The following is a 20,738-nucleotide window of genomic DNA, read 5'->3' as shown; positions in this document are numbered from 1 at the left end:
GTCGTAAGTTATAATGGACTTGGCCAGCGGTTAATAAGTCTTAAGCAAAAAACATCCGCAGTAATGGATAACTTCCTACTGTCCGGACTAGCCCTTTACTACTCACGAACCTTACAAAGCCTGCACCGCTTTCGTTAGGCGTGGAAGGACGTCAAAAACATCGCCCACAATACCATAATCGGCTGATTTGAAAAACGGTGCATCAGCGTCTTTGTTAATAACAACAATGACCTTCGATGAGTTTACTCCCGCCAGGTGCTGAATAGCCCCCGATATGCCGCAGGCAATGTATAAATTGGGACTGATTTTAAGCCCAGTTTGGCCAACGTGCTCAGAGTGAGGCCGCCAGTCGAGGTCAGAGACAGGTTTAGAACAAGCTGTAGCTGCATGAAGTGCTTTCGCTAAATCTTCAACAATGCTCCAGTTTTCCGGTCCTTTCAGGCCACGGCCTGCCGACACAACGAAGTCAGCTTCGGGAAGTAAGATATCCCCTGATGATTTTTCCGTGTTTTTTACTGAAATAGCAAAATCTGCTTCGTTTAGTGCAGGGGCAAACGCTTCGACTGGGGCTGTTGCGTCTTTTTCTTCGGGCGAGATGGTATTTTTCTTAATGGCAAGAATTTTGACATCCGCTTTCAGGTCATTGTAAGCAAACGCCTTACCGGTGTAAATGCTACTTTTGACTAGAAAGCCATTGCTTAAATCAGGCAGATCAATAACGTTTGCTGCAAGGCCTGCTTTCAGTTTTCCCGCTAACCGCGCCGTCATGGCATCGGCGAGGGACGATTTAGCCAGTACGATGACTTTACTTGCCTCCTGCTGAGCAGCAGCAGCAACCACCGTAGCATACGCCATTCCATTCGGCTCATTTAATTTGGCATCCGTAGCATGCAGGACTTTTGTTGCTCCAAATCTACCGGCCATAGCTATTTCGGCATCGTCGGCTGCGCCAATGATGATGGCTGTAGCCGATGTCCCTGTCATTTCGGCTACTTTAGCGCCATAGAAAATGGCCTCCTGTGAGGACTTCTTTAGTTTGCCTTCGTCTAATTCGGCGAATATGAGAACTGACATAAAATAGTTTTCAGTTTATGGTTTTACAATCCGGAACAGGCTTAGATCAACCCTGCTCCAAAAATTGACTAGAACTAAATAACTTTCGCTTCGTTGTGGAGCAACTGAATAAGGGTTTCGGCAGAATCGGCCGGAATCATCTTCACCGCTCCACGAGGGGCGGGCAACTCATAACTGGCAACAGTGGTTAATTTGTCGGTACCGGTGGGTTCAACAACCTTGAGCGGCTTAGTTCGGGCAGTCATGATACCACGCATATTTGGGATTTTCCACTCGGCAATTGGTTCCTGACAGCCTAGTACCAGCGGCAATTTGGCTTCCAGGCTTTCTTTACCACCTTCAATCTCCCGGGTAATTTTAGCAATGTCTCCATCCAGGTCAAGCAGCATAACGGGCGAAATAGACGGAATAGCCAGCATCTCACCGACAATGCCATGAACCTGACCACCATTGTAGTCGATGGATTCGCGGCCCATCAGGATCAAATCGTAGCTGTTTTGCCTGGCAATGGCTGCAATTTGCTCGGCCACAAAATAAGCATCTGTGGGTTCTGCATTCACGCGAATGGCATCATCAGCACCAATAGCCAGACACTTACGAATAACGGGTTCAGAGTCTGCCTCGCCTACGTTCAATACAGTGATGGTAGCGCCTGTTTTATCTTTTAGTTCAACGGCACGCGCCAGGGCGTAATCGTCATAAGGACCCGTGATGAACGTTACACCTGCTTTGTTAAGTTTGGTGTTGTTATCCGTGAAGGCAATTTTGGTGGTGGTGTCCGGAACACTCGTCACACACACTAAAATTTTCATGCTTGTTGGGGTTTTGTGGTTACTGTTACTAGATAGTAGTTCGTAGCTAATCGTTACACTACAGATCGCGCCACCAGCGACTATCCTTTATTCACTACTTTTACGAATCAAAAGTACAAATAGTCTTAAATAAAAGTATGCATGCATACTAATTTTCTTGCACATGAATAACGACCGAATTCAACAATTAATTCGATTTGTACAGGAAGAACCTAATGACCCATTTAATATTTATGCGTTGGCAATGGAGTATATAACTGGCCAGCCTGAGCAGGCGAAGACTTACTTCGATCAGTTATTGCTCCAGTTTCCTGACTACTTACCCACTTATTATCACGCAGCCGCTGTTTACGCCGAGTTAGATGAGCGGGAACGGTCAACGGAGTTATACGAGAAAGGTATCGAATTGGCCAAGGCCCAGGGTAAGCAAAAAACACTACTGGAACTACAACGGGCCAAACAATCCTTCGAAGAAGATGACGATGAGTGGTAAGTTGGACGGTTCCGGACGATGCTTGAGCCGAAAGTTGTGTCAGCGTTTTTTTCTGTATTGCGCCATCGTTTGTTTAAAAACCAGCGGAACGGTTGTTTGCTCAGGTATCGTGTAGTTGATGGCCAGGTAACGGGCACCATTGATTTTGGGTAAATACACAAGACCACGGACAGATTCGCCGGGAGCGAGGGTGTTGGATTTAAGGGCTAACTCCCGCCAGCGGTACTCTTCATAATTGTACCGCTCCATACGGTTGGCAAAGGTGCTGTAATCGACAGCCCGCTTAACGGCCAGGCCCTGATAAGCAAAACTATGCGCCACCCGGTTGGTCGTGTATTCGCGGTAGGAACGGCTGTTCGACGACGAGGATACATCACTGGCAATCACGGCTACCATCAATATTGTATTCAGGACTTTCGCCTTTTTCAGCCGTTTTTCCTCCTGCTTACGTTTTAGGGTCATACGCCCTGCTTCGTAGGCTGGATCCGCTGCCCCACCCGAAAGAGCCAGCGAATTATTCTGGGCGTCTCGAAGCGTATCCTGATCGGAGCCGAGTGCAGTAAAATGGAAATCGGCCGGATTAACATCAATAGGATGATCTGTCCGGTTTTTAACTTCGATATCAAGGGCCAGAAACTCCAGATCTTCACGTTCAAATGACGCGACAACACCCACGCCATTTTGTTCCGCTTTGGTAACCTGTCGTCCGTCAATAAGGGCTATGTCGCCGGAAGTAGGCTCGAGTTGGTAAGTGGCTGTAAGCGAAGGGGCACAACTCAATAAGGTCGTTACCAAAAAGCCGGTCGCCAGTATACACGTTGATATGGAGAGAGGTTTCATACTTGAAGTGAGTTGAACGAAACGATTTCGGTTGACGGATGTAAAGGTACATAAGTGTTTATCCAGGTTGTATCAAAAGCCATTTTGTTTATTGTTCGGAAGGTATATTTTGTTCATTTGTCCGCCTGTCAGCGCAAATTGGCCCCTTAATTGAGTAGGGTTGCTTTTGTCGAATGCAGCCTTACAGGGAAAGGAATAGGTGTGCTTATTCCCATTATCAACAGTGTGGCAGAATCCGTTCTGATATACTTCTATCTATATAAGTGAGCGCCGTGAAAAAGGGAATGAATTTTGCTATGAATACGGTAATATAACCGGTTCACACATGAAAAAAAATTCGACAGGTATCGTATTCATCCTTAGTTGTTTGTCAACTCAGATTTATGCCCAAAGTCAGGTAGTTACGCCTGATAATCAGGTTGTCAGTTTTCAGTCTGTCAACGGAACAAACAACTTGTTCATAGGGCAGAGTACCAGTGCCGTCATTGGCGGTACGTATAACACCTTTTTGGGAAGTCAGGCAGGGCAGGGCAACACGACCGGGTCATATAACACCTACTTTGGTTATAAAGCGGGGTTCCCCAATACTATTGGCAGCCATAACACATTTATTGGGTATGAAGCAGGTAAACTCAATACGGATGGCGATGATAACGTCTTTATTGGGTATAACGCCGGTCAGGGAAACCAGCGCGGGCGTCGGAATCTGATAATTGGTCCCAATGCCGGTTTTGATATGACCGACGGTCAGGACAACACATTTTTAGGAGCGAATGCTGTGGGTGCAGGAGCTGGTTTATCCAATGCTACGGCTATTGGTGCCAATGCCCGGGTGCTGAGCAGCAATGCCCTGGTGTTGGGCAATAACGTTAATGTTGGCATTGGTACGTCAGCCCCACAAAACCGACTTGAACTAACAGCGGGTACAGACGGGCGGAGTGGATTGAGGTTAACGAACTTAACGGCAAACTCTACACCCTCCAGCGAAACAACGTCTAAATTTTTAACAGTAACTGCACTGGGAGACGTTACGTTGTCCAGTCGATTATCGGCTTTGTCAATGCTGGTTCAACCAACATCTGAGCGACAGTGGGCTGATCATGTATTTGCTCCATCTTATCGTCTTCAGTCACTTTCAGAAATAGAAAAGTACATCAAGCAGAACAGCCATCTGCCTGATATGCCCAGTGCCCGCGAAATGGTAAGTAAGGGTACAGATTTGACCACGTTGCTGGCAACTTTAGTGAAAAAGAATGAGGAGTTAACCTTGCATCTCATCAATCAGCAGAAGCGTATTGAGCGGTTGGAACGTCAGAATAAGCGGTTGAAAGGAAAGTAAATAAGGCTTAACACGCCTGACAGATTTTACAAAACGGCCATGGATGTTTCATCCGTGGCCGTTTTGCTTTAAGTCGAAATGATAGATATACTAGTTTTTTTTGTTGTCCATCAAGACTTATAATCAATTAAGTTTTGAGTGGACGATAACAAGGAATCTTTTCATAAATAAAAATACTCATTAGCGTATCAAAATTATAATTTATTAAACATACTAAATTTCAATAAAAGTTACTTAATCATTTCTGTTCGTCTAAAACATCTGACGAAGAAAATAAGATAAAGCGGCAGCTCTGCCAGTTGGAATGTTCGCTATGTCTGGTCTACTTTCTTCTGATGCTGTTTTATGTCTACTCATATTCATCACCCTGAGACGCAAACCCGGCGGTATACTCGAAACATGGCTGAGGCTGCAGTACCCCGCCAGGAAGTCATCGGTTTACAGCTTACCGGTCAATCGTACGATGAGTTCATCGAAGATGTGTTGCGGGTAGCCCGACGCCGTTTGTCCGCTTATGGCTGTTTTGCCAACGTGCATATGTTGGTAGAAGCGGTGAAGGATAAAGCTTTTGCCCAAGTGGTTAACCAGGCTACCTGGGTAACCCCTGACGGCGTTCCCTTATTGTGGGCGCTAAGAGCATTAAAACGTATTCGTCAGGATCGGATAACAGGGCTCGATGTGTTGCCGACACTACTACAGAAAGCGGCTTCTTCCCAGCTACCGGTCTATATCTATGGGTCCACTCCGCACATATTGAATCGGTGCCGGGCTTACTGTGCCAGGCATTATCCCGACCTATTGCTTGTTGGCCTCTACTCGCCACCCTTTCGAGCCCTACGTTCTGATGAAGAACAGCAGGTAATTCATAACATCGTAACCTCTGGTGCTGCTTTGGTATTTGTTGCCTTAGGTTGTCCAAAGCAGGAAAAATGGATGGCTGCGGTGTCTGCCCGGATCCCTGCTGTGCTGCTCGGTATTGGTGGAGCGCTTCCTGTGTTGGTCGGCGAACATAAGCGAGCTCCTGGCTGGATGCAGCGGTGGGGGCTCGAATGGTTTTTTCGATTGATACAGGAGCCTCGCCGATTAGTTGGCCGATATGTATCTACTAACCTCTGGTTTCTATATTATTTTTTACGGGAGCTGGCCAGACAATAAGATTGACTTACTACAATCTGTCTACGCTGTAGTGGATTATCCCATCTGCTCAAAACTGATTATGGCTTTTCCTATTATTCTTTTTGCCTTCAAACGGGCTCACGAGCTCAAACAAACCCTCTCAGCACTAAAGGCAAATTATCTGGCTGCAGAGTCGGACCTCTATGTTTTTGTAGATGGCCCGCGTTACGAAACGGAAGCCGAAAAAGTGAAAGCGGTGCAGCACCTTGTCAATGATATTACGGGCTTTAAATCTGTTCACCGGATGTATAGCGACCACAACATTGGCTGCGCTAATTCGATCATTGCCGGCGTAACGAAAGTTTTGGCGCAGTACCCGGCGGTTATTGTTCTTGAAGACGATGTAGTGACCACACCTAATTTTCTGGATTTTATGAACCAGGCCCTCGATCAGTATGCCGATATACCAGACGTATTCTCGGTGGGGGGCTACACATTCCCTTTCAGGAAGCCTGAAGGATATACCGCTGATGGATATTTTTTTCAACGAACCTGCGCATGGGGGTGGGGAATTTGGGCAAACCGATGGCAAGGTGTTGATTGGGCACTAACCGGTTTTGACGGCTTCATGAAAGATCCCGTTGCCCGTAAAAAATTCAATCAGGGCGGGAGTGATCGGGTAAGGATGCTGGAAAGGGCTCAAAAACGCGAAATTGATGCCTGGGATATCCGACTCTGTTATCATGAATTTACAGTAGGCGGTTACACGCTGTACCCAACCGTTTCCAAGACAATCAACATTGGTGTTGACTCGCCCGACTCGACCACCGAAGTTATTTATGACCGATACAAGCCTGTTTTAGACGAAGGGCAGCAACGACTCTTTAGCCTTCCCGACCAAGTGCAGCCCCAGGCTGATTACAATCGGTGGTTTCGCCGAAAGTTTAGTGTTCCCGTGCGTGCCTGGAATAAACTCTTTACGTATGGCAACCAGCTTCTGCAGCTAAAACGCCCTTCGTAAGATCACAACCTTATGCTTCGTCCAATAGGTGGCTAATCCTATTCATCTGATCAATTGAATCATGCGTGTATTAATTGTTCACAACTACTACAAACAGGGCGGTGGAGAAGATACCGTCTTTGAGCAGGAAGTGGACTTGCTTCGTGAAAGTGGTTATCTGGTAGAGACCCTGGTTTTTGATAATGAAAATTTTACAGGCGCGTGGATTGCCAATACCCGATCGGCTATTCAGGCACTTTATAATACGGAATCCGGACGAAGGCTGGATTGGGCTATTGACCAGTTCCAGCCCAATGTTGTTCACATTCATAACTTGTTTTATACAGCTTCCGCGTCTGTCATTCGAACGGCTAAAAAGCGTCGGATTCCAGTTGTTATGACGGTTCACAATTACCGACTGGTGTGTATAAATGGATTGCTGATGCGGGTAGGAAGGGTCCCCTGCGAGAGTTGTTTATCGAGGTTGGTGCCGTTTGCCGGTATACAAAATGCCTGTTTTCAAGGTTCAAAAGCAAAATCGGCTCATCTGTCCGCTATAACATTGCTCCATAAGCTCACGGGCATCTGGAAACAGGTAGATCGTTTCATCGTATTAACGGACTTTAGTCGTCAGAAGATACTGGAATCATCGCTTAAATTAGACAAAGCGCAGGTTTGTGTCAAGCCTAATTTTGTAGATGATGCCGGTTATGCAGATCCTGAAAAACGAGACAACTCGTTTTTGTATGTCGGTCGTTTAACCTTTGAAAAAGGAGTTCATGTGTTGCTTGAGGCCGCCCAAATGTATGGTTTCCCACTCAAAATTATAGGCGATGGGCCATTGGCGGCTGATGTGTCGCGCATGGCTGAAAACGTACCGACTATCCAGTATGAAGGCAAACAGCCACGTGAGCTGGTGTTAAACGCACTTAAGCAATGCCGGGCGCTTATCCTGCCATCCCTATGGTACGAAGGGTTACCGACAGTTATCCTGGAAGCCTTTGCCTCGGGCACGCCCGTTATATGCTCCGATCAGCAGAATTTAAATCAAATCGTTCTTGACGGGTATACAGGACTTTCTTTCCAGACAGGTAGCAGTCATGATCTGGGGCGTATTGTTAACCGCTTTAGCCAGGATATTCCGGGGCAGCGCATATGGTCTAAAAATGCCTATCTCGAATACCAGACCCGATATGCCCGGCACGTATCGCTGGCCGCAACGATCGCTATCTACGATGAGTTGGTTAGCAGTAAGGAAAGTCGGCAAGCGGTCTTATAAATTACCGGATGGACTCAGTTATCTAACGGATCAACAGCCCTGTCATAGATGCGTTCCCGCACCCAATCGACATCAGTTTTCACAACCTTTGCCGGTATACCCGCTGCAATAACATGGCTGGGAATACTTTTCGTAACCAGGGCATTCGTGCTGACGATCGAGTTGTGGCCTATAGTTACCCCTTTTAGAATTACCGCATTAAGTCCAATCCATACATGATCACCAATCGAGATATTTTGGGCATAGTTTATTCGTTTCCTGGTTTCGGCGTCAACTATGCTGTGTGAGTCACCGGTTCTGATGTCAATACCGGCTGATAGCATGCAATCGGCACCGATCTTAATGCTTTTATTGGGTTCGGTTACTGCCAGGTGAGCCTCTTCGACCGTGGTGCGTTCGCCAATGGTAATTTGCCCATTATTATCTTCGAACCACATACATCCTCCTTTGACTTTACAAAAAGGGCCAATGGATAAGCGGTGATTGTCGCCCCTGATATAAATCTTCATATTCGTCAAAAAGGCACCCTCTTCAACCTCCACGACATTATTATTGCCTTTAATGTCAATCCTGACCCGAAGAAAAACGCCTTTATTCACAATTCGGTTACCACGACCGCGGATTGGCCGGGCTAGTTTCTCGCTTACCGCCAAAAGTAGCTGAGCCAGGGTATGCAGTAGTTTATTGCTTTTTACAATTGCCTTAAGTTGTTGACTCATTCCGTGGTGGATTAAACTACGTAAATAGATACGGATTTAGTGAATCAGATTCTGAAGCCGCCGGTTTGCATAACCCAATAGAATTCGAAGCATATCGAGAGCGAAGTAGACGAGCGTTAGGGGCGAGTGCTTCCGGGCAAAATGATAGCGAACGGTGAAATTGATGGGTGATTTTATGGACGATAATGCTTGCCTGAATTGCCGGACAGACATCGGCTTTGTTACGGTAATCCCGGTAGCGTCAGCGTATTCATAGACAATGCTTTTCGGGGAAATGATCAACGGAAAGCCGGCCTTGCGGGCGCGTATTGAAAAGTCAAGATCCGCCATGTGATGTTGGAAGTGCTGCTCATCAAAAAGGCCGATAACATTGAAAACGGACATAGGGATAAGCATACCCCTGCCCGGCAAGGTGTCTGATGGGAAATAGCTAGCCTGGGTGTTCAATAAGTCGATCCTGTTTTTATAAATTGTGTCAGCCCAATCACTAATGTGGGGGAGGATTACATTCAGGCCTGTTCCTGCATATAGTAATTTGTCGGGCTCATGCACATCGACCGATACGGATCCAATTATACACAACTGGTTGGCCTGATAAGCCATTAACAGACTGGCCAGGTAATCAGGCTCTGTCTTGGTGTCGTCATTCAGGGTCAGAATAAAGTCATTGGCACAAGGGCTAAACGTTTTCAACACATGGCGAATACCAAGATTCGTTGCGCCAGCCCACCACAGGGAACCGTCGCCGGTTAAGATGATGGTATCTGGAAAGTCTTGCCGGATTTGCTCACAGGTGCCGTCAGTAGAGCCGTCATCAACAACAATCACCCGGTGTTCGGTAATCGTTTGCCGGGCCAGACAGGCCAGACAGCCCAGTGTGAATGCCTTGCGGTTATGTACGGCAATTACACAGTAGATCATGCTGTAAATGAACGGGAGTGGGATTGCCGCGCGCTTATGAATTTTATTAAAGCAAATAGCCCGTACAGGTACATGGTGACCGAGAGGCACCCTACTGTTACGGAACTCTGACCAAAGACAGTCAGGACAAGAAGTCCATAAATTGTGCTCAAAAACAGAAGACTGGATTTTCGGGTGGCGTTCACCAGCCGGTAAGATAAACTACTGACCAGCCATCCAAAAAAAGTAATGAAAATCAGACCATAGAAGCCGTAAGCGAAATATAATTCCGAAGATAAGCCCGTCCGGATGCCCAGCGTATTTTCTTCATCGAAGAGTGTCATAAACGAATAGGCACTGTCTTTATGGACTAATTCGGACTTGTCGAAACCCGCCAGTTTGAGCAGAAACGAATTGACAAAGGCGCCCACCGTACTGGCGGCCAGATCATAACCCGGTATCTTCCCTGGTTCGAATTCATTGACTGCCCGGACATACTCCCGAAACTCGGCACCCAGGGGAAAACCGTCGCGGGCAAATGGTGATTCAGTGGCATTACCTAGCCGTATGTTCTGTAAGATAACATACAAAAAGACGCCACTGAACAGCATGATGATAGTTCGGGAGTTGATGGTCAGCGCACCTGCCATTAACTTATCGTACACGAAAATAGCCAGTAGCGATACCAACAGATACAGGCGCTTACTATCGGCCGACATAATCAGCAAGGCCAGAATTAACATCATCAGCCAGAAAGACCTACCCGGCCTGGTTGTACTTCTTACGATTCGGTCGTATATAAGAATGGCCGACAGGCAATTGAAGAAACCAAAGTTATACACATAACCATAATTCAGTCCATACATCGTATCCGTAACGTCGCTTCCGGAGAGGATAGGGATAAATCCCACGTTTCGTACAAAGTCTATGATCCACACTAATGGGAAAACAAGCAAAAGGTATTCAAACGGCCCAAGATCGTGGTGGAATAATCGGCCCGTAGCCTGTTCCTCTGCTGATACCAGCGGAACTCGGATATTGGCATCGTGCAGAAGTATACCAATGCTCAGGAAGATGAGGTAGACATTGTAAATAATGCAGCCTTCATCCATGGCTATGTAATAAGGGTTGATGGCGAAATAGGTGAGAATTTTCAGCTCTCCTACGTATAACCAGGCTATCCATACGATCAAAAAAGCTTTACTGTACCGGTTTTTGAGCATAAACACAACCACTACCGGAATAATCAGCAGCGAGTGACTCATCAACGATGGATAAATGTAGTATTCGCCGTAGCCAAACATAGCCTGATAGGCCAGGGGTGTGATCTGGACAAGGGCACAGCAAACAAGTAACAGAATGGTTTTACTCATCGGTAGACTGGGCTGGAAGCGACCGGATATACTGCGCAGGGTTACCGCCCCAAAGCTGTCCGGAAGGAACATCTTTCGTGACGACCGAACCGGCCGCAATAATGGCATCTTGTCCAATAGTTACGCCTTTAAGAATCGTTACATGGGCACCAATAAATACCCGATTCCGAATATTGACCGGTGCCGTTCTGGCCAGATGGTTATCCTGAAAAGTAGTTCGCTGGCTGGCGTTGAGTGAATGGAAGTCTGTATCGTAAATAACGGTGTTGCCACCTATGGTAACGTCGTCGCCAATCGTAATGGCATGATGGCAAACCAGGGCTGTACTGCTCATGCCCACCCGGTTGCCCACCCGGATAGCACCATCAAGGTCTGCAATAAAATAACAGGGTTGCTGTCGGCCAATTCGGTTGTGGTTTCGGCCGCTGTTGATCACGAAAAACTCGCCTATTGTCATTGAACAGCCATCATTAATATCTACAATGGGAATGCCATAGCTTTTCATATTTGATCCGTAACGAACATTATTCAGATAAAAAACGATACGGGTTACTACAGCTTCAGCCATCCGCCGACTCCGTCGCCATCCAAAGCGAATAACTTTGAATACAAATCGAATGAGGTGAAAAGCCATTGACTTAAGTATTAGTAGTCGTAAACGTGAAATAGCTCGCGGTTAGTGAAGTGACTGACTGCCTGCGTCAGGAGATGGCATCTGGTGTAAAATTCGTTTGTATTCGATCAGGCACACGCCCAGCAAAGCGATGTTCCAGATCGTGCCGGCAATGGCAACACTCGCCGGTCCAGCCTTAAGCCAGCGAAAAAGCAGCGTGGTTAACAGGCCGTACAAAACAACACCAAACAGGGATGCATACATTAAGCGGTTGATCTTTCCGGTTCCATTTATAAATGAATTGTAGTTGCTCAAAAACACAAAACTGATCACGTAGACCATCAGTGAAACCGACAAGTCCATCGATACATCAACCCTGTAGCCAATCCAGAATCTGAATAAAGGGGGCGCTACCAGGAGCATAATGCCAGCTAACAACGCCATGCCGGCACTTAAACGGTTTAGCTGTGTCATCGTGCGCTGAATCCATACCTTATCCTGTTTGACATAGGCATCCGTAAAGGCCGACCAGTAAGGGGTGATAATTATGCCATATAATACGGTTATCAGGCTAAAGTATTTGTTGGCAATGCTATAAGGAGCCACTTGATCGGAGCCTATAAAATAGGAGATCACAACACCCCCTGAAGCAAATACGAGTACGCTGACAAGCTGAAGAAAAAAAAACTTTCCGCCTATATTAAAGAGCTCCCGGCTTAATGAAAGGTCAATATGAGCTGCCCCGGGGGCAATACTGTTATAGGGACCGATAAAGAAATAGAGTGATACAAGCCCTAATACAACCAGGGGTACCAGGTTATAAATGTGGGCAATAACAGACAGTGATTTGTCAAAGTAGTTGGCACCAAAATAGATAATGATGATGATCAGGGCATTAATCAGAAGGAGAATCCAGCTAACCAGCGCAGCTTTCTGATCGGCCAGCAGTATCGAGTTAACAGGTTTCAGCAACAGTTGTAGGCTGAATCCGACCAACGTGTAAGTGATTATAGTATTTACTTGTTCGGGGTTATCGCTTTGGATCGTCAATAGATTAGTCCAGGCTATATAATGCCCGATGGTAATAAAAATAATGGTTAGCAGGAGTGCCAGTCCACCCGATAGAAAATACAGGGTACTTACATACTTTCGAGCTATTTGGGTTTCGCCTGTATTGAACAAAAGCACCAGGCTATTTCGAAGGCCGTTGCCAAAACTGACATCAACCAAACTAAACCAGGAAGTCAGAAAGGTGATGGTCATCCAGATACCAAAATCACTGACGCCAACGTAGTCAAGGGTAAGGGGAATGGTTACGAAACCGAGTCCGATGCCCAGGCCTTTCACAAAGATGGACTGTACTACGTTCCGGTAAACGATCAGGCTACGAGGAGAAATTCGTTCATGCGAATAAAGACGGGTAAGCATTAAACCTGGTTTCATGGGCGTCAAAAAGCATCTGTGTTTCCCGTAAGCATGGTTGTCAGGGTTCGCAGGCAAATAGATATGTCTAAGGCGAAGGAGGCTTTACGGATATAAAACAGATCGTACTTTAATCTATGATTCATCTTCTGGCTACTGTTCGTTTCTCCCCGGCAACCTCTTGACTGTGCCAGTCCCGTGATACCGGGTCTAACCTGATAGCGATTTGGATAATCCGGCAGGCTAAACCAAAATTGGGCATCAAGTTGGAGAGGGTGGGGGCGTGGGCCGACGATACTCATATGGCCTGCCAGAACATTCAGGAACTGAGGCATTTCATCCAGATTGGAGCGACGCAAAAAACGACCTATTGCCGTTACCCGCTCATCATTTTTTGACGCCTGGTGAAAGGGACCTTTACTCGCTGTCCACTGCATCGTTCGAAACTTAAAACAGGAGAAATGTACACCATTCAAACCCGAGCGGGTCTGCACAAAAATAGCTGGTCCCTCAGACGTGAGAACGATGGCCAGACTGATAAGCGGTATCATCCAGCTAAGAATAAACACAATGATCAGACTTGATATGGCAATGTCAAGCATACGTTTACCCCTGTAATGAGCGGGCTCAAAAACGCTTGAGGGCTTTATCCGAGCTATAATACGAGTAGGGTCCAGCGCATTGGAGGTCATAAAAAGGACTCTTTAGTTATTAAACAGTAAACGATTAAACAGTGTCTTCTTTTTAGAATCATTATAGCCATAAGCGTTGCCTTTTTGCCCGTAGCTGTAATAATTCGGTTCGCCATCGCCAACCCCATTCAGGACGATGTTGAGTTTATTGAAGCGCTTTTCACGGTGTAGCATTTCGATCATTTTTAGATAGTTTCTGGGTGTCACATCATGACGAACAACATAAAGCGTTGCGTCTGCATAAGGCGCAATAAGTTGAGCATCAGTGACCAGACCAATCGGTGGAGCGTCAATTATGACATAACTGAACCGTTCTCTCAGCTCAAGAAGTAATTGTTCGAGCCGATGACTGCTCAGTAATTCTGAGGGGTTAGGCGGTATGGGTCCGCTACGAATAATGAAATAGTTCTCGTTATCGGCAACGGGTTGAATAAGGCCATCTATAGTTGTCTCACCAATCAGGTAGTTGCTTAAGCCGGGGCCGTCTTCCAGCGATAACGAATTGCGCAGTTGAGGTTTACGGAGGTCCATCTCCAGGATGACTGTGCGTGAGCCAACCATTGCCAGGCTGGCACCCAGATTGAGTGACAGAAAGGACTTTCCTTCTCCATTAATGCTGGAGGTAAATAATAGCACCTGACTCCCCATGCGGCTCTCGCGCAGGAAACTCAGATTGGTACGTAGCGAGCGGATTTGCTCGGCAATGACCGAATTTATTCGGGATGACACAATTAATGATTCTGGCGTATTCTTTCGGACAATCTCGCCCAGGATAGGGGTGTTCGTTTGTTCTTCCACATCTGCCCGCCGAATGACACGGTTATTAACGACATCCCGAATAGCTATGGCACTTATGGGAAGTATCAGGCCAATTAACCCAAACAGCAAATACGTAAGCGACTGGTTGGGTTTAGTCGGCTTCGGTTCGCTGCGGGCAACGTCGACAACGCGAGAGTCAGAAATAGTGGCGGCAAATGACACCGCTGTTTCTTCCCGTTTACGCAACAGATACGTGTACAGGTCATTCTTGATGGCCTGTTGACGGGTTATATTCAATAACGCACGCTCCTTACGCGGAATGGTTCGGATGGTTCCTTCCATTTTCTGGTTGGTCTGGTCAAACTGTCGCTGAGCGGTGGTAAGCATAGCCCGCATCGTTTCCACGTTCTCCGCCATTTCACTTTTGACGGTCTTGATCTGCGCATCAATGGTGCGGAGTAATGGGTTGTTCTCGGTAACCGTCTGAGCTAGTTCATGGCGTTGTGCTTCTAGTTTGGTAGCCGTTTGAATAAGATTGGTCAGCGTTGGGTCACTCAAGCCAAGCGTGGCGGGCGTTCCATTTCGATCGCCGGGCTGTTGCTGGATGTAATCTTCAATTTCATGAAGGGCTCCCAACTGAACAGAAACCTGACTTAAGTCGGCATCGTTGCGTTGAACTGTTTCCAGAAATCCCTGTGCCTGAGAGGTTAAATCCGTAATCCCCTGTGCTGCTTTATACTGTTCTACACCTTTTTCCACCGTTTGAAGTTCGCCCGATACTAACTGAAGTCTCTCTTCAATGAAGTTCAGCGTGTTGGAGGCTACTCGGTTTTTATCCAGCACGGCGGCCTCATTATACACATCGATCAGCCGATTGAGAATGGCTTCTCCTTTCTCCATGGAGGGTGTTTCGATCGACAGCATAATAACTGTCGATGCCTTACTGGTTGGCTCGGCTTTCAGTACTTTCAAATAGTCACCGACCACTTTAGGAATATGAAGTACTCGAACGAATACGGTTGGCGTGGCTGAAGAGACGGGTCGGCGTAGAAATACGCGTAATCGCCCGAATGGGGTTTTCACGCTCGTGTTAACGGGATAGGTTTTATCGTTGATTCGAACGGTAGTGCTGTTCAGAAAAGAGATTGACAAGGGATCTTCCAGCGCATACAGATCTGAAGTCGCCTGCTCAACAATCAACCGAATGGGGGACTGGCTGTAGATTTCCCGTTGGCCAAAGGGCGTATCCTGTGAGTACACAACATCCAGGTGAAGTTGCTTCACAATGCGGTTCATCAAGGTATATGACTTAAGAACTTCGATCTCATTTTCAACGACTTTCTTTGGGGCAAATATTTCCAGCTCTTTGAGCATGCTTTCAGAGTCCAGTCCTTTCTTCTCGTCTTTTACCAATAAACTGGCCTGGCTTTTGTAAATCGGTTGCTGGTAGCGCAAGTAGACGAATGCCCCCGTCACCAAGAGGCCAACGGATAGTAAAAACCAATACCAATACCGTAAATAGCGCATCAGGGTAGATCGTAGGTTGGTGGTACCAACGTCCATAACCTGATATGGGACATATGAATAGTTTGATGAGTTCGTTGCCATGGTCAGTGAATTATCGGCGGGTTACAATGATGGCTATCAATGATAAAGCACTTAGGATGGCAGGCACTATCTGATAAAATTGATCAGCGTTGGAAACGCGTACTTTTCCCGGTTCTACATAGACAATGTCGTTTGGATGCAGGTAGTAGTACTGCGAACGGAACAGATTCCGTTTCGTAATGTCAAGTCGGGTAAAGGTTTTCTGGCCGTTCTCCTCACGGACAACCAGTATGTTATCCCGTCGGCCATAGATCGTGGCATCACCTGCCAGGCTCAGCGCTTCAATGAGCGTGATTTGGTCGTTGGGAATGGTAAACAAAGAGGGGCGAACAACTTCACCGAGTACGGAAATGCGAAAGTTGAGATTCCGAACGTTGACCGTCGGCTCTTTCAAATAGGTTTTCAAGCTTTCACGAAGTTGTTCTCTTACCTGTGGGATTGTGAAGCCACCCACTTTGACAAGACCAATCAATGGTAGTTCGATTTCACCACCCTGTGATACCAGATACCCTGATATTTCGGGTAGTCCATTGGTATTGGCAAGTTGTGCGGTTCGACCATTGGCAACTGCCATTGGGGTATATGGGTTGAAATAGGCAGATGCTTCTGAGTTAAGGCTGCTTACCTGAATGGATAGTACATCACCTGCTTTGATGAGGGGTGTGTAAGGCTCAGGCATGCGAACAGCATTGCCCGTATCGACATCCCCCTGGAAGTAAACAATCTTTTTAGGCGAAACACAGCTACTCGATGCCAGGAATACGCCTACAAATAATAAAACGTTCTTAGGCAACCGTTCAGGTCTTTGCCAGATGGCTTTGAAAAAGAAGGGTAAAGAATTGTACTTGTTATACTTCATACATGGGAAAGCTTTGTAAAAGAAGAAATCAACAATGTGCCATGCAGTCGTCTTGCTGATCGTTATACCAAGCTTTGCTAAACAGCAGCTTGAAGGCTGAAGCAGGGTTTCTTTGTCTCGGTTACTCAATGCACTTTCATGTCTTAGTAGGTATCTGACGAAACATAGCCGTTGCAAAAGCAGCTAAAGCCAGTCAATTTCAGACGTCATTTAGGTTACATAGTAACGCTTGGTCGCTCCAACATCCATGAGCTGGTGGTTAATACCAGCAATTTTTATTCACTACTTGTCAGGCATACAAAACGAATTAGCCAGCCAAGATGCAGGTAGCTAGTCACTTAATAGTTTATACACACGCTATTTGCCTTGTATACATTGGGCGTTATTTAGCTTATTTATTTTTATGCACTATTCGTGCCAAATTGGATACAACGGACGGTTATCAAATAGAGAGAAGTTGATACTATATTTATTATATATACAAAATAGATTATATATAAATAGAGCTGTATAACAATACAGCTCTATTTATCAGGGATTACCGGCCTGTATGGCTATCCACACATTTCTCAGGCCAAGAAAGGCTGTAACACCTACTATGATTAACATAAGAAGGTTCTGCCAGAGTCGGTTGCGGTAAGTAGCTGGCAGAATAGTTTTATTGTTGATCGCTATAAATAAAAATATTGTCACAATAGGAAGCAACAACCCATTGGCCGCCTGTGCCAGAACAATGACAGGTATGGGCTTAATACCTAACAGCCCGAATGTCAGACCAACGGCCATGACCGAAAACCACACTGCCTTATAAGCCATTGAGTTTTCGTCCCATCCAAGTAGACTTTTGGCTGTTACGGCCGCGGCAAGCGGAGCGGTTAAGGCAGATGTGAACCCCGCAGCAAAAAGACCGAAAGCAAATAGTGCGCCAGCCCAACTACCTAAACGGGCCGACAGCGTCTGAGCGACGTTCTGAAACGAAAATTCACCAGTTACCAGCGTACCGGATACGAGAATGGCCATTGAAATAAGTCCGCCGATCAATATGGCAATGCTAATGCCCCAACGCATCTCTGAAAGCGATTGTGTTTGTCCTATACCTGATCCAAGGAAGAGATTGTAGGGAACGATCGTTGTGCCGATCAAACCAATGGCCAGCACCGTTGAATCAGGTGGGAGCGAAGGGATAACCAGGGCTGCTGCAAGTTCAGGGACCGTAGGAGACGCGTTGGTAGCAACATAGGCGAACGCTATGCCCATAAGAAAAACGATTAGACCTAGGAAGTTGGCGATGAGTCGGGTAGAGCCCTTCCAGAGTAACCCCAGACAGACAAAGCCAAGGAGTAAGGTTAATAGACGGGGTGTGAGAAGCGGGCCGCTATTTGCCGTGAGGAGGGACAAGCCCGATACAGCTCCCAGGATATTACCCGCCTGATAGGCCGCACAGCCTATGGCCACAGAAGCAAACAGGACGACCATAAGCCATCGAATGCGGACACCATATGTTCTGGTGAGAAGCTCACCCAGACTTAGTCCGGATGCAATCGTGACACGGGCGGCTGCTTCCTGTAAAACAATCGTGCCAAGGGTAGAGAACGTAAGGGTCCACAACAGATTGAGTCCGAAGCGGGCTCCGGCCATGGAGCAGGTTGTAACGGTGCCAGGGCCAATGAAAGCAGCTGAAATAACCGACCAAAAAAGGACGCTGCCAATACCAGAGCGTAGAGAGAGGGATTTAGGCACTTGTGGAGAATGATGAGTGATGAATGACAAATGTTGAAAGTAGGTAATTTCAGCATTATTTGTCATTCATCACGCGTCATTTTTCACTAGGACAGGTATTTACGCAGCATCCAGGCCATAGCTTCGTGAGCTTCCATTAAGCCCGTCAGGAAGTCTGCAGTGCCTGCATCCTTTAGCTCTTCGTCACACTTGTCAACATCTTCCCGCAGTTCACGAACGATTTGTTCATGGTCAGACAGCAGGTTTCTAAACATATCTGCGGTATCTTTTGGCTTACCCGCATCTTCTTTAAGGCTGGTGTTGTGGATAAACTCGGCCATAGTTGCCAGCGGTGTGCCGCCTAGCTGACGAATACGCTCAGCAACTTCGTCGATTTCAGCTTCAATGGCTTTGTACTGTTTCTCAAAAAATTTATGGTACTCCATAAAATTTGGACCAGCGACATTCCAATGGTATTTGCGGGTTTTGATGTACAGTACGTGTAGATCGGAGAGGAAGTCGTTTAAGAGTATATTGTCCTGTTTCAGGACATCTTTTTCAAGACCAATATTGGGTTGCATGATGCTAACGTGAGTTTAAAAGGTTTCGAATGACACTTTGTCTTCCGAAAGGATTAACCCACAAGCAGTCGCTTTGTTTTACGATTATATCAATCCGTCAAACACGTTTTTTACCATAGCCAGATCTTTTCGGTGGGCCTCAACCACACTCATGGTGTTGGGTGACCCCTTCTCCAGACATTGCTCTATAACAAGGTTGGGCCGAACTCCCTGCGCTTTTAATGCATTAGCCAGGCGTTTGTAGTCAATGTCACCTTCGCCAAATGATTCCTGCCAGATGCCGTTCTTCGACTGCCGGATGTGCACCTCTACGATTCGTTTTCCATACAGTTTGACGACGTCGAACAACGCCACCTGCGAATTGCCCGATCCTCGATATACCCAATGCGCATCCAGGCAGAGAGAGACGTTTCTGGGGTCTGTAGCGAGCAGCATGTGATGAAATTCGCGGGCGGCCTGCCGGTGCTCAGGCGCATGAGTATGATAAGCCAGCGTAATGCCCCGTTTACGAAGTTCGGCACCGAGTTGGTCGAGATTACGGGCCTGTTCAGTTAACTCATCATCCGATTTGTCGTCGTTGGTTCCCCATTTTATGGGGCTCGGATTCGTGACGAAAATCGAGGTACCGGCGGGTCGGGCCGCATCCGCAATGGCCATAACCGAGTCGATGGATTGCCGGGCTTCATCCGCTTTGTGCAGCGTGCTGTTTACGTACAGCGAATGCATAACAAGCTTATACTTTGTCAGAAAGGGGAGCAGCTTTTTTACGTCTTCGGCCGAACTTAACCCCGGCTCATAAGCCGTTATGCCCGACTGCGCGAGTTCAGCCAGCGACGCGTCGGGATCGGCCATCCAAGTTTTTCCCTGCCGTTCGTAAAAAGTCAGCCAGTTGTACGAATTGCAGGCAATCGGAAATGACTTTACGGCAGGTTTTGCCTGAACGGGTTGATTGTCAGGAAGCAGCGCAGCTCCGGCTAAAGCGGTGGCGGAAGTGAGAAAACGACGACGTGTTGAAGGCATACAGCATAAGTAGATCAGACTATAAATACCTGGCTACGCTCAATTTACTCAATAACGTATTGGGTAAACCGGAGCACTCTCCAAACGGCCCTGTTTGGTCAAATCTGCTTTAGTCCTTTATTTTCACCGACCCGGCGCATACGTCACCTTCTTCAATTCCGGTTAGCCAGATGCTTAACGTTTTGGTTCGCTGCTGAGTAAGCTGCGTACGGTAGGTTGCTTCGCACATGGGTTGTGCGCTGCCGTATTCGCCAACGGGGCGATCGGGATATTTCATTTTCACTTCGGCATCCCGAAACTGAACCCAGATTCGCTGCGCTATTTTAAGGTTTTTGATGAATTCAGGATCGGTGCTATACTGTTTCAGCACCTTCTGATATACCGTGTTCAGGGTTTTATCGGCCTGTTGGAGAGTTTGCCCCTGGGCGTTGTTTATGGCCGATTGTGTTTGTCCGAATGATGCGGTGGCGACTATCAGAAAGAGGCCAATAAGAAAACAGGTACACGTTTTCATGCTCGT

At 46.9% G+C, this 20,738-nt stretch carries 20 protein-coding genes; 5 read left to right on the top strand and 15 right to left on the bottom strand.

Annotation, left to right across the window (positions count from 1 at the left end; genetic code table 11):
- Positions 1-111: 111 nt before the first annotated feature.
- Positions 112-1,074, bottom strand: coding sequence for an electron transfer flavoprotein subunit alpha/FixB family protein (locus tag ACYVK4_RS20650; protein WP_461129420.1), 963 nt, complete (start codon positions 1,072-1,074; stop codon positions 112-114).
- Between the two features lie 74 nt (positions 1,075-1,148).
- Positions 1,149-1,886 (bottom strand): electron transfer flavoprotein subunit beta/FixA family protein, encoded by a 738-nt coding sequence (locus tag ACYVK4_RS20645; RefSeq protein ID WP_461129419.1) that lies wholly within the window; start codon positions 1,884-1,886, stop codon positions 1,149-1,151.
- 163 nt (positions 1,887-2,049) lie between these two features.
- Between ACYVK4_RS20645 and ACYVK4_RS20640 the strand changes: the two genes are divergently transcribed.
- Complete coding sequence (locus tag ACYVK4_RS20640) at positions 2,050-2,379, top strand: tetratricopeptide repeat protein (protein ID WP_461129418.1); 330 nt, start codon at positions 2,050-2,052, stop codon at positions 2,377-2,379.
- A gap of 39 nt (positions 2,380-2,418) precedes the next feature.
- Here the strand turns inward: ACYVK4_RS20640 and ACYVK4_RS20635 are convergent, their stop codons facing one another.
- Positions 2,419-3,219 (bottom strand): hypothetical protein, encoded by an 801-nt coding sequence (locus ACYVK4_RS20635; protein ID WP_461129417.1) that lies wholly within the window; start codon positions 3,217-3,219, stop codon positions 2,419-2,421.
- A gap of 325 nt (positions 3,220-3,544) precedes the next feature.
- On the opposite strand from ACYVK4_RS20635, the gene ACYVK4_RS20630 reads away from it, so the two are divergent.
- The 4 genes from ACYVK4_RS20630 (at position 3,545) to ACYVK4_RS20615 (ending at position 7,953) form a co-directional block, all read left to right on the top strand.
- A complete protein-coding gene (locus tag ACYVK4_RS20630) occupies positions 3,545-4,558 on the top strand; it encodes a hypothetical protein (protein WP_461129416.1) in 1,014 nt (337 codons plus the stop codon).
- Between the two features lie 399 nt (positions 4,559-4,957).
- Positions 4,958-5,713: a WecB/TagA/CpsF family glycosyltransferase gene (locus tag ACYVK4_RS20625; RefSeq protein ID WP_461129415.1), complete on the top strand. Its 756-nt coding sequence runs from the start codon at positions 4,958-4,960 to the stop codon at positions 5,711-5,713.
- Positions 5,714-5,774: 61 nt separating this feature from the next.
- Positions 5,775-6,695 carry a glycosyltransferase family A protein gene (locus ACYVK4_RS20620; protein WP_461129414.1) on the top strand — a complete coding sequence of 307 codons (921 nt, stop codon included), beginning with the start codon at positions 5,775-5,777 and terminating at the stop codon, positions 6,693-6,695.
- Positions 6,696-6,756: 61 nt separating this feature from the next.
- On the top strand, positions 6,757-7,953 hold the full coding sequence (locus ACYVK4_RS20615; protein ID WP_461129413.1) for a glycosyltransferase family 4 protein: 1,197 nt from the start codon (positions 6,757-6,759) through the stop codon (positions 7,951-7,953).
- A gap of 14 nt (positions 7,954-7,967) precedes the next feature.
- Here ACYVK4_RS20615 and ACYVK4_RS20610 read toward each other — a convergent pair whose 3' ends face one another.
- The 12 genes from ACYVK4_RS20610 to ACYVK4_RS20555 form a co-directional block, all read right to left on the bottom strand.
- Positions 7,968-8,672, bottom strand: a complete 705-nt coding sequence (locus ACYVK4_RS20610) for an acyltransferase (RefSeq protein WP_461129412.1) — start codon at positions 8,670-8,672, stop codon at positions 7,968-7,970.
- A gap of 36 nt (positions 8,673-8,708) precedes the next feature.
- Complete coding sequence (locus ACYVK4_RS20605; RefSeq protein ID WP_461129411.1) at positions 8,709-9,593, bottom strand: glycosyltransferase family 2 protein; 885 nt, start codon at positions 9,591-9,593, stop codon at positions 8,709-8,711.
- Positions 9,590-10,945 carry a hypothetical protein gene (locus ACYVK4_RS20600; RefSeq protein ID WP_461129410.1) on the bottom strand — a complete coding sequence of 452 codons (1,356 nt, stop codon included), beginning with the start codon at positions 10,943-10,945 and terminating at the stop codon, positions 9,590-9,592. The genes ACYVK4_RS20605 and ACYVK4_RS20600 overlap by 4 nt, the downstream gene beginning before the upstream one ends.
- On the bottom strand, positions 10,938-11,579 hold the full coding sequence (locus tag ACYVK4_RS20595) for an acyltransferase (RefSeq protein WP_461129409.1): 642 nt from the start codon (positions 11,577-11,579) through the stop codon (positions 10,938-10,940). The genes ACYVK4_RS20600 and ACYVK4_RS20595 overlap by 8 nt, the downstream gene beginning before the upstream one ends.
- Positions 11,580-11,621: 42 nt before the next feature.
- A complete protein-coding gene (locus ACYVK4_RS20590) occupies positions 11,622-13,001 on the bottom strand; it encodes a lipopolysaccharide biosynthesis protein (RefSeq protein ID WP_461129408.1) in 1,380 nt (459 codons plus the stop codon).
- A gap of 5 nt (positions 13,002-13,006) precedes the next feature.
- The gene (locus ACYVK4_RS20585) at positions 13,007-13,582 is read right to left on the bottom strand and encodes a sugar transferase (RefSeq protein WP_461129407.1); all 576 of its coding nucleotides are present in this window, start codon (positions 13,580-13,582) and stop codon (positions 13,007-13,009) included.
- 102 nt (positions 13,583-13,684) lie between these two features.
- Positions 13,685-16,039 carry a GumC family protein gene (locus ACYVK4_RS20580; protein ID WP_461129406.1) on the bottom strand — a complete coding sequence of 785 codons (2,355 nt, stop codon included), beginning with the start codon at positions 16,037-16,039 and terminating at the stop codon, positions 13,685-13,687.
- A 10-nt stretch (positions 16,040-16,049) separates the two neighbouring features.
- A complete protein-coding gene (locus ACYVK4_RS20575) occupies positions 16,050-16,898 on the bottom strand; it encodes a polysaccharide biosynthesis/export family protein (RefSeq protein WP_461129405.1) in 849 nt (282 codons plus the stop codon).
- Positions 16,899-17,429: 531 nt separating this feature from the next.
- On the bottom strand, positions 17,430-18,638 hold the full coding sequence (locus tag ACYVK4_RS20570; protein ID WP_461129404.1) for an Nramp family divalent metal transporter: 1,209 nt from the start codon (positions 18,636-18,638) through the stop codon (positions 17,430-17,432).
- Positions 18,639-18,724: 86 nt separating this feature from the next.
- A complete protein-coding gene (locus ACYVK4_RS20565; RefSeq protein ID WP_461129403.1) occupies positions 18,725-19,198 on the bottom strand; it encodes a Dps family protein in 474 nt (157 codons plus the stop codon).
- A gap of 84 nt (positions 19,199-19,282) precedes the next feature.
- Positions 19,283-20,218 carry a sugar phosphate isomerase/epimerase family protein gene (locus ACYVK4_RS20560; RefSeq protein ID WP_461129402.1) on the bottom strand — a complete coding sequence of 312 codons (936 nt, stop codon included), beginning with the start codon at positions 20,216-20,218 and terminating at the stop codon, positions 19,283-19,285.
- A 109-nt stretch (positions 20,219-20,327) separates the two neighbouring features.
- Complete coding sequence (locus tag ACYVK4_RS20555; protein ID WP_461129401.1) at positions 20,328-20,732, bottom strand: lysozyme inhibitor LprI family protein; 405 nt, start codon at positions 20,730-20,732, stop codon at positions 20,328-20,330.
- Positions 20,733-20,738 lie beyond the last annotated feature (6 nt).

The sequence above is a fragment of the Spirosoma aerophilum genome (genome assembly GCF_054782495.1).
The sequence above is the reverse complement of the archived record's forward strand: the minus strand, read 5'-3'. Positions and strand labels throughout refer to the sequence as shown.

Bases quoted from the DNA above. Each gene is read 5' to 3' on its own strand.
- ACYVK4_RS20645 (WP_461129419.1), bottom strand. From the start codon at position 1,886: ATGAAAATTTTAGTGTGTGTGACGAGTGTTCCGGACACCACCACCAAA.
- ACYVK4_RS20640 (WP_461129418.1), top strand. From the start codon at position 2,050: ATGAATAACGACCGAATTCAACAATTAATTCGATTTGTACAGGAAGAA.
- ACYVK4_RS20580 (WP_461129406.1), bottom strand. From the start codon at position 16,039: ATGGCAACGAACTCATCAAACTATTCATATGTCCCATATCAGGTTATG.
- ACYVK4_RS20620 (WP_461129414.1), top strand. From the start codon at position 5,775: ATGGCTTTTCCTATTATTCTTTTTGCCTTCAAACGGGCTCACGAGCTC.
- ACYVK4_RS20585 (WP_461129407.1), bottom strand. From the start codon at position 13,582: ATGCTTGACATTGCCATATCAAGTCTGATCATTGTGTTTATTCTTAGC.
- ACYVK4_RS20565 (WP_461129403.1), bottom strand. From the start codon at position 19,198: ATGCAACCCAATATTGGTCTTGAAAAAGATGTCCTGAAACAGGACAAT.
- ACYVK4_RS20560 (WP_461129402.1), bottom strand. From the start codon at position 20,218: ATGCCTTCAACACGTCGTCGTTTTCTCACTTCCGCCACCGCTTTAGCC.
- ACYVK4_RS20635 (WP_461129417.1), bottom strand. From the start codon at position 3,219: ATGAAACCTCTCTCCATATCAACGTGTATACTGGCGACCGGCTTTTTG.
- ACYVK4_RS20555 (WP_461129401.1), bottom strand. From the start codon at position 20,732: ATGAAAACGTGTACCTGTTTTCTTATTGGCCTCTTTCTGATAGTCGCC.
- ACYVK4_RS20650 (WP_461129420.1), bottom strand. From the start codon at position 1,074: ATGTCAGTTCTCATATTCGCCGAATTAGACGAAGGCAAACTAAAGAAG.
- ACYVK4_RS20615 (WP_461129413.1), top strand. From the start codon at position 6,757: ATGCGTGTATTAATTGTTCACAACTACTACAAACAGGGCGGTGGAGAA.
- ACYVK4_RS20575 (WP_461129405.1), bottom strand. From the start codon at position 16,898: ATGAAGTATAACAAGTACAATTCTTTACCCTTCTTTTTCAAAGCCATC.
- ACYVK4_RS20600 (WP_461129410.1), bottom strand. From the start codon at position 10,945: ATGAGTAAAACCATTCTGTTACTTGTTTGCTGTGCCCTTGTCCAGATC.
- ACYVK4_RS20630 (WP_461129416.1), top strand. From the start codon at position 3,545: ATGAAAAAAAATTCGACAGGTATCGTATTCATCCTTAGTTGTTTGTCA.
- ACYVK4_RS20610 (WP_461129412.1), bottom strand. From the start codon at position 8,672: ATGAGTCAACAACTTAAGGCAATTGTAAAAAGCAATAAACTACTGCAT.
- ACYVK4_RS20590 (WP_461129408.1), bottom strand. From the start codon at position 13,001: ATGAAACCAGGTTTAATGCTTACCCGTCTTTATTCGCATGAACGAATT.
- ACYVK4_RS20595 (WP_461129409.1), bottom strand. From the start codon at position 11,579: ATGGCTTTTCACCTCATTCGATTTGTATTCAAAGTTATTCGCTTTGGA.
- ACYVK4_RS20605 (WP_461129411.1), bottom strand. From the start codon at position 9,593: ATGATCTACTGTGTAATTGCCGTACATAACCGCAAGGCATTCACACTG.
- ACYVK4_RS20625 (WP_461129415.1), top strand. From the start codon at position 4,958: ATGGCTGAGGCTGCAGTACCCCGCCAGGAAGTCATCGGTTTACAGCTT.